10 protein-coding genes are annotated in these 12,700 nt (G+C 36.9%); 2 read left to right on the top strand and 8 right to left on the bottom strand.

All coding sequences use genetic code 11. From position 1 onward, the window contains the following. Positions 1–357 precede the first annotated feature (357 nt). The 8 genes from A9G07_RS00265 to A9G07_RS00230 all read right to left on the bottom strand — a co-directional run bounded on the left by A9G07_RS00265 (position 358) and on the right by A9G07_RS00230 (position 11,218). Entirely contained in the window at positions 358–1,857 is a 1,500-nt protein-coding gene (locus A9G07_RS00265; RefSeq protein WP_065733569.1) for a hypothetical protein, read from the bottom strand. 821 nt (positions 1,858–2,678) lie between these two features. Beyond that, positions 2,679–4,091, bottom strand: a complete 1,413-nt coding sequence (locus tag A9G07_RS00260) for a hypothetical protein (RefSeq protein ID WP_065733568.1) — start codon at positions 4,089–4,091, stop codon at positions 2,679–2,681. A 536-nt stretch (positions 4,092–4,627) separates the two neighbouring features. Continuing rightward, positions 4,628–5,866 (bottom strand): uracil-xanthine permease family protein, encoded by a 1,239-nt coding sequence (locus A9G07_RS00255; RefSeq protein WP_065733567.1) that lies wholly within the window; start codon positions 5,864–5,866, stop codon positions 4,628–4,630. A 98-nt stretch (positions 5,867–5,964) separates the two neighbouring features. Further along, positions 5,965–6,591: a uracil phosphoribosyltransferase gene (gene upp / locus A9G07_RS00250; protein WP_065563803.1), complete on the bottom strand. Its 627-nt coding sequence runs from the start codon at positions 6,589–6,591 to the stop codon at positions 5,965–5,967. Positions 6,592–6,739: 148 nt separating this feature from the next. Then, complete coding sequence (gntR, locus tag A9G07_RS00245) at positions 6,740–7,738, bottom strand: gluconate operon transcriptional repressor GntR (protein WP_065733566.1); 999 nt, start codon at positions 7,736–7,738, stop codon at positions 6,740–6,742. Beyond that, positions 7,735–8,424: a uracil-DNA glycosylase gene (gene ung / locus A9G07_RS00240; protein WP_065733565.1), complete on the bottom strand. Its 690-nt coding sequence runs from the start codon at positions 8,422–8,424 to the stop codon at positions 7,735–7,737. The genes gntR and ung overlap by 4 nt, the downstream gene beginning before the upstream one ends. Before the next feature lie 95 nt (positions 8,425–8,519). Continuing rightward, complete coding sequence (gene bglB / locus A9G07_RS00235; RefSeq protein ID WP_065563806.1) at positions 8,520–9,659, bottom strand: beta-galactosidase BglB; 1,140 nt, start codon at positions 9,657–9,659, stop codon at positions 8,520–8,522. A gap of 38 nt (positions 9,660–9,697) precedes the next feature. Next, on the bottom strand, positions 9,698–11,218 hold the full coding sequence (locus A9G07_RS00230; protein WP_065733594.1) for an MFS transporter: 1,521 nt from the start codon (positions 11,216–11,218) through the stop codon (positions 9,698–9,700). Between the two features lie 243 nt (positions 11,219–11,461). Between A9G07_RS00230 and A9G07_RS00225 the strand changes: the two genes are divergently transcribed. Next, positions 11,462–12,028, top strand: a complete 567-nt coding sequence (locus A9G07_RS00225) for a DJ-1/PfpI family protein (protein WP_065733564.1) — start codon at positions 11,462–11,464, stop codon at positions 12,026–12,028. A gap of 167 nt (positions 12,029–12,195) precedes the next feature. Continuing rightward, complete coding sequence (gene grcA, locus A9G07_RS00220; protein ID WP_065563808.1) at positions 12,196–12,579, top strand: autonomous glycyl radical cofactor GrcA; 384 nt, start codon at positions 12,196–12,198, stop codon at positions 12,577–12,579. Positions 12,580–12,700: the final 121 nt, after the last annotated feature.

The following is a 12,700-nucleotide window of genomic DNA, read 5'->3' as shown; positions in this document are numbered from 1 at the left end:
TTTTTTTGATGTAAAAACGGCTACTAAAAAACGACACAGTTTAAGGGGGAATTATTTATTTAAGATAATAATTCAAAGCGAAATTTACCCCCCCAAAAACCCCGCTCCTCAACTTTTTTTGATGCAAAAAACAGCTACTAAAAAGCACCACAGTTAGAGCGGAATTATTTATTTAAGACAATATTTCAAAACAGAATTTAAACCCCCAAAAACCCCACTCCTCAACTTTTTTTGCAATAAAAAACCTCAAAAATAAACCCGCCGAGGCGGGTGCTTATGTATCGTGAAGCCATAAAATCGTTTCCGTTCCTAATCCCTCCCTAAACCTTAATGTAATTAAGAACGAAAAAATAAGCGTTAAGGATAAGTGCAAAGTCCTACCGATTCATCATACGAGGGTTCAGCCCAATGTACATGACCATCTTTAGGAAAAACGACGAACCGGCTCAAACCTTTTGCATCACTGGTCCAGTACCATTGGACGGAGTCAAAGTTGGTTCGATCATATTTGCCTATATTACCCCACTCCGCAAGCAAGCCTGCACCAATTGTACGCATATAATAATCACCTGATGATGAAGGTGTACCTCCAGTAATTTCATAACGTTTTGCATTAGTTAAATCCTTAACTTTAGGCAGGCGATAACCAATACTGTTACACCAGGATTCCATGCTAGGATAGCTGTAATAAGTTTTACCTCGGTTGACAAACCATTGTTTTAACGTAAATCCATATTTAACGATAGCGTTACCACTACTATCTCGACCAACTAACTCGAAGGTCTGGGGCAAAGTAGGCATAGTAATAGGATCAGGATTGCTGGAATTCCATTGAGATTCGGTTGCAACAGGGCCAGTTAAGGTAACCCGTACGCCTGTCGCTGTAGAATTGGTCATAGTCGCCGTGATACCACCACGCGAGACCGGAGACCAAGACAATGCTTGTTTATTACCTGCAATGCTTAAATCAAAGTAAATGTTGTTAGCAGCTGTAGTCGGAAAGTTCTTATCATATGAGTCAGTTGACTGAGGCAAAAAACCACGAGATGGATCAAAAATTTCAGGTGGACCTGCTTTTACACCTCCATTGCCTTCGAAAGATAGACTTGGAATGGCAAAACAAATTTCCTGCCCCTTAGGTTTGACAAAATAAGTGACCCGACTAGGATTGAAATCACTACTATTTGGAATACCATAACGGGTTGTTAATGTACCATTTGTACTAGTTAATATAACCTCATAAGGCGCTTTACAAGGCCTTAACACTGTATTACGTGATACTGTTCTACTTCTTTCATCAACGAGAGATAACTCTAAAAAACCATTAACATTAATCTCACCATCACCGTCATCATCCCACCAATAATTATTGGGCGGACCAATAAGTTTTTTTAAAGCGATTAAATCGACATTCGTTGGAAAGATCATATCTATATCAGCAAAACTTTGACCTGCAACCGGTAACTCAATGGGGTTTGAAGGTGATGAAGTATTCGTTTTAGTCGTGTACTGTTCTCCGTTAGAGAGTGTAATACCGAGCAAAGCTTCAATATTAAGCGCGCGTGTTCTACCACCATCGAAAGTTAAATAAGGCTCATTTCCCTGAATTGTATTCGAGGTTTTAACGGTTAATGCATGGCTGGAATAAAAAGGTATTAGTAACAGTCCAAGCGGTAAAAAGATCTTTCGGCGTAATTTAGATCCGAGAGATGATCGGAATGATGATCGGCGTGACGATCTAATGCGTGATCTTAAATTTTCGTCGATTAATAAGCTAGAGTGAAAAAAAAACTGAGAGTTTAAATTAGGCAAATTTAAATTATAGGTTGCCCTAGGCTTTTGCAAATTGTAATACATATTCGACCATCCTGTCAAGTAAATATTTGATTTATTTACTAATTTATATTTATTGGTTGAATTTTAGCTACTCAGCTAAAATGATTTGAGAGTATAATGACTGGAAAAATATGGCACAATAAATTTTTCATTTTATATCGTTAATCTTTGTAAAGTTTTTCAGAAAAAGAACTAAATAATTATTAATTAAATTATGCTTTAATTGATATATATCAAATTTACAAACCCTTAAAAACCATAATTTTTAATTCTAGAAAAATTTTATTTTTTTGGAATTTTTTTCAATTTATTGATTTTAGGGAGTAAATGCCAAAAACCCCGTTCCTCAACTTTTTTTGGTAGGAAAAACACAGCTAAAGCGCCACAGTTTAAAGCGGAATTACTTATTTGAGGCAACATTGCAAAGCAGAATTTAGAACCCCAAAAACCCCGCTCCTCAACTTTTTTTGATGGAAAAACACAGCTAAAGCGCTATAGTTAGAGCGGAATTACTTATTTGAGACAACATTGCAAAGCAGAATTTAGAACCCCAAAAACCCCGCTCCTCAACTTTTTTTGATGGAAAAACACAGCTAAAGCGCCATAGTTAGAGCGGAATTATTTATTTAAGGCAACATTGCAAGGTGGAATTTTAAACGCTGAAACGACTACTGCTCAAAAAATCCCCCCCCGATTGAGGGATGATGATGTCCGGGGGAGGCTAAACTACAAAACCGCGTTTTATTTGACAACTATCTTGACTCTTAAGGTCAACCATTCCTTGATGATTTAACGCCACCTTTCCCCCCAAGCTTTAAAGCTTAAGGGAGAAGAAATAAATACTAAGGATAAGTGCAAAGCCCTACCGATTTATCATACGAGGGCTCAGCCCAATGTACATGACCATCTTTAGGAAAAACAACGAACCGGCTTAAACCTTTTATATCACTGGTCCAGTACCATTGGACGGCGTCAAAGTTGGCTCGATTATATTTGCCTATATTACCCCACTCCGCAAGCAAGCCTGCACCAATTGTACGCATATAATAATCACCTGATGATGAAGGTGTACCTCCAGTAATTTCATAACGTTTTGCATTAGTTAAATCCTTAACTTTAGGCAGGCGATAACCAATACTGTTACACCAGGATTCCATGCTAGGATAGCTGTAATAAGTTTTACCTCGATTGACAAACCATTGTTTTAACGTAAATCCATATTTAACGATAGCGTTACCACTACTATCTCGACCAACTAACTCGAAGGTCTGGGGCAAAGTAGGCATAGTAATAGGATCAGGATTGCTGGAATTCCATTGAGATTCGGTTGCAACAGGGCCAGTTAAGGTAACCCGTACGCCTGTCGCTGTAGAATTGGTCATAGTCGCCGTGATACCACCACGCGAGACCGGAGACCAAGACAATGCTTGTTTATTACCTGCAATGCTTAAATCAAAGTACATGTTGTTAGCAGCTGTAGTCGGAAAGTTCTTATCATATGAGTCAGTTGACTGAGGCAAAAAACCAAGAGATGGATCAAAAATTTCAGGTGGACCCGCTTTTACACCTCCATTACCTTCGAAAGATAGATTTGGACTGGCAAAACAAATTTCCTGCCCCTTAGGTTTGACAAAATAAGTGACCCGACTAGGATTGAAATCACTACTATTTGGAATACCATAACGCGTTGTTAATGTACCATTTGTACTAGTTAATATAACCTCATAAGGCGCTTTACAAGGCCTTAACACTGTATTACGTGATACTGTTCTACTTCTTTCATCAACGAGAGATAACTCTAAAAAACCATTAACATTAATCTCACCATCACCGTCATCATCCCACCAATAATTATTGGGCGGACCAATAAGTTTTTTTAAAGTGATTAAATCGACATTCGTTGGAAAGATCATATCTATATCAGCAAAACTTTGACCTGCAACCGGTAACTCAATGGGGTTTGAAGATGATGAAGTATTGGTTTTAGCCGTGTACTGTTCTCCGTTAGAGAGTGTAATACCGAGCAAAACTTCAATATTAAGCGCTCGTGTTCTACCACCATCGAAAGTTAAATAAGGCGCATTACCCTGAATTATATTCGAGGTTTTAACGGTTAATGCATGGCTGGAATAAAAAGGTATTAGCAAAAAGCCGAGCGATAAAAAGATCTGTCGGCGTAATTTAGATCCGAGAGATGATCGACGAGATGATCGGAATGATGATCCAAATGATGATCGAAATAACGATCGGCGCAACGATCGACTACGCGATCTTAAATTTTCGTCGATTAATAAACTGGAATGAAAAAAAATAGGCTGAGAGTTTGAATTTGGCGAATTTAAATTATAGGTTGGCCAAGTTGCCTGTTGCCTGTTGCCTGTTGAAAATTATAGAACATATGCGACAATCCTGTCAAGTATATTTATGATTTATTTACTTTTTTATATTTTTTAGTTAAATTTTATCTGTCTAACTAATAATGATCCGGAAGTATAGTGACTGAAAAAATATGACGCAATAATTTTTTCATTTTAGATCGTTAATCTTTGTAAAGATCTTCAGAAAAAGATCTAAAAATTTTTTTGTGAAATTATGTTTTAATTGATAAATATCAACTTTACAAATCCTTAAAAACTATAATCTTTAATTCTAGGAAAATTTTATTTTATTGGAATAATTTATTGATTTTTAAGTGGAGTTTTAAACGCTAAAAACCCCACTCCTCACTTTTTTTTGTAAAAATCAGTAATTTTTTTAGCCGTTAATCAATTTGATGATTAACAGCTATTTATTAGTCAGTTGATTTTTTAGGTAAGATTAAATTTAATAAAATCGCTAAAATTCCACATAAGCTAATGCCTTGTAGTGCATAAGATCCAAAATCAAAGATCATTCCGCCGATCCCAAAAACTAATACTAATGAGACAATACACATATTGCGCGATATAGAAAGATCGACTTTATGTTTGATCAATATATTAATACCAACTGATGCAATCGATCCGAATAAAAGCACCATAATTCCACCCATAACAACTGTTGGGATCGTACTTAAAAAAGCGCCGATCTTTCCGACAAATGACATGAAAATCGCCCAAATTGCCGCCCAAGTCATTACTCGTGTTTTGAAGTTACGGGTTAATGTGACCGCGCCAATAACTTCGGCATAAGTGATACAAGGTGGACCACCAAAGAAGCCTGCACTTGAGGTTGCTAATCCATCACCAAGCAATGTTCTTTGTAAGCCCGGATCTCGGGTATAATCTTTTCCGGTTACTGCGCTGATCGCCATAATATCACCAACATGCTCGATCGTCGGTGCAATTACAATTGGGATCATATATAAGATAGCTTGCCAGTGAAACTCTGGAAAGGTGAAATCTGGTACTTTAAACCATGGCGCATCAATAATGGGTTGAAAATTGACTATGCCCATTATGCAAGACAATGCGTATCCCACAACAATACCTGCAATGATTGGGACTAATCTAAAAAAGCCTTTGGCCCAAATTGCTACAATTAAGGTGGTTAATAGTGACGCCATTGAGATCAAAATTAATTGATAGTTTTCGGCGGGTATTCCACTGTCGGTTCCCATTGCCATTTTGACGGCTACCGGTGCAAGTGATAGACCGATAACCATTATGATCGGTCCAGTAACCACTGGCGGTAAAATGCGATCAATTACGTGCTTTCCGTTAATTTTGACCAAAAAGGCAAAAAACATAAACACAAAACCGGCTGCAACAAGTCCACCCAATGTTGCAGGAATTCCCCACTGTGCAACGCCAAAAGAGATCGGTGCAATAAAAGCAAAGGATGATGCTAAAAATACCGGGACTTTTCCTTTGGTGGTGAGTTGAAATAATAGTGTGCCCAATCCGGCTGTGAATAAAGCAACATTGGTATTTAAGCCGGTTAATAATGGCACAAGTACTAATGCACCAAATGCAACAAATAGCATTTGGGCGCCGGTAAAAATGTCTTGCCAAGAGTGTTGTGATGCTTCATTATCGATATTTTTAGACACATTGTCCTCTCTTATTCCACTTAATGTTAATCATATCTATTTATAATCAAATAGTAGGCATAAAAAAACCGGTTAAAACCGGTCTAAAATTTGAGATTTTATTTAGTGCCGAATATTTTGTCTCCGGCGTCACCAAGTCCTGGTAAAATGTAGCCCTTTTCATTCAACCGTTCATCGATTGATGCGGTATAAAGTTCTACATCTGGGTGAGCTTGTTCTAATACTTTGATTCCTTCTGGCGCAGCAACTAATACAAGTACTTTGATATTTTTACATCCAGCTTTTTTAAGCAGATCAATAGTTGCAACCATTGAACCACCGGTAGCAAGCATTGGATCAACGACTAATGCCATTCGTTCTTCAATATCAGAAGTTAGTTTTTGGAAATAAGGGACTGGTTCAAGCGTTTCTTCGTTACGATAAAAACCAACAACACTAATTCTTGCACTAGGTATATGTTCTAAGACACCATCCATCATTCCTAAACCAGCACGTAAAATAGGCACAACGGTGATTTTTTTACCTTTGATTTGTTCTACTTCAACAGGTCCACACCAACCTTGAATTGTGACTTTTTCAGTCGGTAGATTGGCTGTCGCTTCATAAGTTAATAAGCTACCAACTTCACTAGCAAGGTCTCGGAAATCTTTTGTGCTAATATCGTGTTCACGCATTAAGCCGATTTTATGGCGAACTAGAGGGTGTTTTACTTCAACAATTTTCATGGGGGCCTCAGTGTTATTTTTCGATGATCTAATTAGTAGGTATAAATAACCACTGAGAGGTAATTATAGCAGAGTTATCAAATCATGAAAACCCGAAATCCCAATAAAGGCATTATTAATGATGATGTGAATACTCGCTTTTCATTTTTTATAAGCTTTCACCTTCGAGATATTCAACAGGTAAATCAATAACCTTTTGCTCGACCTTTTCACCATTGATACGTTTTAGTAGTAATTCGGCAGCAATTTTGCCCATTTCGATTCTTGGGGTTTGGATTGAGGCTAGCTTGGGATTCATATATTGACCAATTTTATGACCATGGAATCCAACGATGGCTATTTGTTTCGGTATTTTAATACCAATACGTTGACATTCAAGTAGTACGCCTAGCGCCAAATCATCATTAGTACTAAATATACCATCGACACTTGGGTACTCTTTTAGTATTTGGTGTAAAAATCTTGCGCCTAGTTCATAGGATGAGGCTTCTTTGGTTGCTAATGTTTTAGGCGTTAATCCTGCCTCTTGCATGGCTTTTTCATAACCTTGCTGACGTATGATGCTTCGCTGATCTTGCCTTGCACTAAAGTAGACGATGTTGCGTCGCCCTTTCTCTATCATGTGATGAATCATATTTTTGGTGGCAGTAAAGTTATCAAAACCAACAGCCATATCTATGCAAGGTGAGATACTGTCCATTATTTCAACTACAGGTACGCCAGATATTTCGATCATTTTGAGCGTAGCCGGATTGTGTATTCTTTCTGTTAATATGAGTCCATCGATGTTGTAAGAGAGTAATGAACGAACCCGTAGCTCTTCTTTATCCGCACTGTATCCAGTGTGGGTGATCATGGTTTGGTACCCTTTTACATCAGTAACCATTTCGATACCTTTTAAAATATCAGCAAAGACTTGGTTAGTTAATGAGGGTAATACCACGCCAATAGCATAACTTTTGGCATTAGATAGCATGTCAGGCGCTTTGTTTGGAATATAGCCTAATTTATCAATAGCCGATGAGATTTTTAACCGAAGTGATTCTGATACTAGGTTGGGATCTCGCAAAAAGCGACTGACTGTCATTTTGCTGATGCCGATTAAGTTGGCGATTTCTTGTAAGCCAGGGCGACGTTTTTTACTCATTGTTTATTTTCCGGTAATCTTGGTTGCCAATCGATTGGTGTTTTACCATGCTGTGTAATGATCGCATTTGCTTTTGAGAAGTGTTTACATCCAAAAAAGCCACGATGTGCAGATAATGGCGATGGATGTACCGCGGTTAATACATGATGTTTTTGCCGATCAATAAATTGACCTTTTTTCTGAGCCGGCGAGCCCCAAAGTAAAAATACCACGCCTTCCAAATGTTTATCGATCGCAGCAATAACATGATCGGTAAAGGTTTCCCAACCTATTTTGGCATGAGAGTGGGCCTGACCAGCTTCAACTGTTAATACGTTGTTAAGTAGTAGTACGCCTTGAGTTGCCCAATAACCTAAGTAACCATGATTTGGAATAGTAAATCCGTCAATATCCGTTGAGAGTTCTTTATAGATGTTGAGTAGTGATGGCGGTGGTTTGATTCCCGGTAATACAGAAAAGGATAAACCATGAGCTTGGTTTGGGCCATGATAAGGGTCCTGCCCTAGAATTACTACTTTGATGTTATTAAATTCAGTGAAACGAAATGCATTAAACACATCGCGCTGAGGAGGATAAATGGTTTTACCTTCAGCGCGTTGTGTGGCAACAAATTGCATTATATGTTGAAAATAGGGCTTCTCTTTTTCAGAGCCAATAACATCGTTCCAGGTTAATTGATTACTCATATTTTGCCTTTACTAAAATTTTATACGGTACTGCATTAATAATAATTATACCTAAAAATAATAATAAACCTAATGCTAATCAATGCTGGATGATATTAAATAAACACTCTTAAATATTCAGTTAAACACAAAATTGCCATGGATTGACCATATGGCATCGATGTTAATGGGATTTGTTTGTAATATGCTAAGTCACTGCCCATTGCAGTGCCAAATGAAACATTGAGTAGTGTTCCGTTGTCATCTATGTTTGTTAATATTCCTTTAATTGCTTTTTCTGCCATTACGGTATATTCATCAGAGATATAACGTTTTCTTATCGATTTTAAAATACCATAGGCAAATCCCGCGGTTGCCGATGCTTCTAAGTAGGAATCTGGATCATCGATGATTGTGTGCCATAACCCATTTTCATTTTGGTATTTAGCCAGTGCCTGAATTTGCGCATTGAGCACTTCAATTAGTAGTTTTCTAAATGGATCGTTTTGATCAAGATCAAGTAGTTCAATAAATTCGGGAATGACGATGGTTAACCAGCTGTTTCCCCTTGCCCATCTGGCTTTGGCAAAGTTATGGTTGCCGTCAAAAGTCCATCCATGAAACCAAAGCCCAGTTTGGCGATCCATTAGATATTGGATGTGAATCAGTATTTGGTAAATGGCTTCTTGTATATATTCTGGTCTATTGAGTAATTTACCGATTTTGGCGATAGGTAATACACTCATCATGAGCGTGTCATCCCAAAGTTGTTGATGATTTTCATTGTTGTAGACAATATGTTGTAAACCGCCAAATTTCGTTCTTGGCATTTCATACATTACCCAGTCAGCCCAACGCTCTAAATATGGTAGAAAAACAGGGTTTTTGGTTTCTTCATATCGATAGGCTAACGTTAGAAATGGACAAACCGTATTCACATTTTTGGTTGGTGTTCCTTCTGATAAGCGCTGTGTAAACCAGTCGTCAATAATGTCGAGCGTCGGTTTGTCGCCTGTTTGTTGATAAAATTGATACATACCATAAAGTCCAATGCCATGAGTCCATTCCCAGCCATTCCAACCTTTAGTGTCTATTACACGTCCATCATCTAAGCGTAATAGAAATTCACCGGTTTCATCTTTGATATTAATTAGATTATTAATAATTTTATGTATCAGTTGTTTTAATTCAGAACGTGAAATTATATATTCAGGTTTACAAAGTAATTTGCTATGTTTTACAGGAAATATCTGCATTTTGTACCTCTACTAATCATTAAATTTGAATTCTTTTTTTATTTATTTTTATAACCTATATTGTTATTTCCCCAGAGCTGGGAAACCGGCATACCAGTTAACATTTCTACAACCGGTTTGCCTTCATCACTAATTCGTCTTTCAGAACTCGTTCCAATACCTTTTATGTTATTAATTTCATTGATTAAAATTTTGTGAGTGGTTAGATTTAATTTGAATTTCAACGAAATGAAAAATCCTAATGAGAGAACGAATATTGTTCCAATCACTAATAAGAATAAGATAGTTAGCGAGACTTGTTCAGGTTGCTGATTTTGGCCACTCACAAAGCCCGACCATTGTAAACAGACACCAATCAACATTACTGCTCCCGCTTGTGAAGCTTTTCGGGTAAATGTCATTACGCCAGCAAAAATACCTTCTCGGCGTTTGCCGGTAATAATTTCATCAACATCTGAAATATAAGTGTAGATATTCCAAGGAACGTAGTTGATACCACCTCGACCTAATCCAGCTATTGCTGAGATGGTAACAAGTAAAGTGTGAATGTGACTTAAGTTGTAATACCAAATGATGCCATAAGAGAGGCAACTTAAGCCAAAGATAGTTACAACAGCTCGGTATGCCGGCGCTGGACCATATTTTATGCATAATGGCATCATACAAAGTACAGCAACAAATTGGGTGATAGACATGGTTCCAATTAGCATTGAAGCAACGGTTGGCTCTTGTAATAGAACGAAAATTACATAATAGGTAAAGACGGCGTTAAATACATCCTGAGCAATATATCCACCAAGATACATGCCTAAATGCTGTCTGAAGATTTTTATTTTGAAGGTGGATAATAATTCGATAACCAAATGGCGGATACTTCCTTTAAAGGATAATGAAGCAGCTAGTTGTTCTGCTTGTAAAGCCTCTTTCGATTTTAGTTCATTTGGTCTTTCCCATGTAAATAGGTATACCATGCAAAGGGCAAAAGAACATAGGATTGAGAAGACTAAACTTGCATAGAAGAATGATATTGCATTATCTTTACCAAAATAGTTGAGTAGAATCCCCGGTAAGAACCCGGCTAATATTGCCGATAATTGTGCCATTGAAATTCGTGCACCGGAAAATTTGGTTTTTTGTTTAAAATCATCGGTCATTTCAGGAACTAATGTTTCGTATGGAACCAGCACCATGGTGTAGACCATGTCAAAGAAGAGGTAGGTGATTAAGTAGTAGAGATAATTCATACCAGGTGCCCACATTACGCTATAGCTAAATATGAGTGGAATACCAAGTAAGATAAAGAATTTACGACGACCAAAACGTTTACCTAATCGAGTTCGGCCAAAGTTATCCGTTAAATAACCCATCAATGGGCTAATCACTGCATCAAGAACCCTTGCTGCCGCAAAAATAAATGTGGCTTCGATAGGCGTTAGTCCACAAAAATTTGTATAAAAATATAATAACCACACAGCAGTCAATGCTGTTGTTCCCGCACCTAAAAAATCACCAGCGCCATAAGCTAAGTAATTTTTTAAACCTATCACTCTCTTTTTCATATTTGCCCCACTCATTTTTCCTTATTTCAAAAAATAAATATCCTTTTCACATTCTTTAGCTAGTCTATGGTGGGTGCTTTTCTTAAACTTTAATATATATGCCAACTTTTTATAAAAATGGCAAAATTTTGAAAGTCGATGTGATTTTGTTCACATATATCTTATTTTTATAAAATAATTTTTATTTGGTAAAAAAATTTATGAAACAACGATTCAAATTTCAATCATTGTTATGAGTAATTTATGATGAAGATCCCAAAAGTAGCCATTTTATTAGCTGAAGGTTTTGAAGAAGCTGAAGCCATTATTATCTATAACGCACTTTGCCGAGTAAAAATAGCCGTTCATCTATTAGCCTGCCAAGATGATATTGAGGTTAAAAGTTACCATGGTATTGAGATGAGAGCTCATGCATTGCTTAAGGATAAACAAACAACACTATACGATGCAGTGATTTTACCGGGTGGACCAGATGGCACAGTTAATTTAGGCAATAATCCCAATGTGATTAATTTTATTAAACGCCACGATAAGGAAAATAAGTGGATTTGCCCGATTTGCTCGGCAGCAGCAAAAGTTTTGAGTAAGAATAAGCTATTAAATGGTCGGAAATATGTCTGTTCTGGTGATTTATATAAAAATGTTCAAGATGGGATCTTTGTTGATCAAGATGTTGTCTGTGACGGAAATCTTTTGAGTGGTAAAGGGCTGGGTATGGCATTTAAATTCGCTTTTACACTAGCAGAATCGTTAAAAATAGATAAAGATGAAGTTCACTTTCAAGCTGAACATATTTATATCAATTATTAACCCCCCAATATAATTGAAGTTTATACCTTATTAATTGCTAAAAAGCTAATCAACGGTAAAACTTATCAGATTAATAGCTTTTTTTGATTTTAATCAAATTTTGAAAGTGCTATATTAGTCTCAATAGTTTAGGACAATAACGTCCAGATCCATTAGGAGGATTTAAAATGATTACAGGTATCCAAATTACTAAAGCTGATAATAAAGCACTACTTAACTCATTCTGGTTATTAGATGATTCAACAAAAGAAGCTCGTTGTGTTGCTGCAAAATCAGTTTATAAAGAAGATCAAGTTGTCCCAACTGCTGAACTTGGTCAAATCGAATATCGTGAAATTCCATTAGATGTAGCACCAACAATTAAAGTTGAAGGTGGTCAACACTTAAATGTGAACGTTCTTCGTCGTGAGACTTTAGAAGACGCTGTTCAACATCCAGAAAAATATCCACAATTAACTATTCGTGTTTCTGGTTATGCTGTTCGTTTTAACTCGTTAACAGCTGAACAACAACGCGATGTTATTGCTCGTACTTTTACAACTAAAATCTAAGTTTCTTATTTGACAATAAGTTTCGCCCAGCTTTATGCTGGGTTTTTTTTTACTTTTAATTTAGGTTTTATTCACCCAAGTTAACTACTGCGCCGGGTCAAATTTACATTCAATATTTACA

Origin of the sequence: Gilliamella sp. wkB72 (assembly GCF_001693745.1) — a bacterium.
GTDB lineage: Bacteria > Pseudomonadota > Gammaproteobacteria > Enterobacterales > Orbaceae > Gilliamella > Gilliamella apicola_E.
This window is presented reverse-complemented; position numbering and strand designations above follow the sequence as displayed.

What these genes read in the sequence shown, in the direction of transcription:
- A9G07_RS00265 (WP_065733569.1), bottom strand. Translation starts at nt 1,857, where the DNA reads ATGTATTACAATTTGCAAAAGCCTAGGGCAACCTATAATTTAAATTTG.
- upp (WP_065563803.1), bottom strand. Translation starts at nt 6,591, where the DNA reads ATGAAAATTGTTGAAGTAAAACACCCTCTAGTTCGCCATAAAATCGGC.
- gntR (WP_065733566.1), bottom strand. Translation starts at nt 7,738, where the DNA reads ATGAGTAAAAAACGTCGCCCTGGCTTACAAGAAATCGCCAACTTAATC.
- ung (WP_065733565.1), bottom strand. Translation starts at nt 8,424, where the DNA reads ATGAGTAATCAATTAACCTGGAACGATGTTATTGGCTCTGAAAAAGAG.
- bglB (WP_065563806.1), bottom strand. Translation starts at nt 9,659, where the DNA reads ATGCAGATATTTCCTGTAAAACATAGCAAATTACTTTGTAAACCTGAA.
- A9G07_RS00230 (WP_065733594.1), bottom strand. Translation starts at nt 11,218, where the DNA reads ATGAAAAAGAGAGTGATAGGTTTAAAAAATTACTTAGCTTATGGCGCT.
- A9G07_RS00225 (WP_065733564.1), top strand. Translation starts at nt 11,462, where the DNA reads ATGATGAAGATCCCAAAAGTAGCCATTTTATTAGCTGAAGGTTTTGAA.
- grcA (WP_065563808.1), top strand. Translation starts at nt 12,196, where the DNA reads ATGATTACAGGTATCCAAATTACTAAAGCTGATAATAAAGCACTACTT.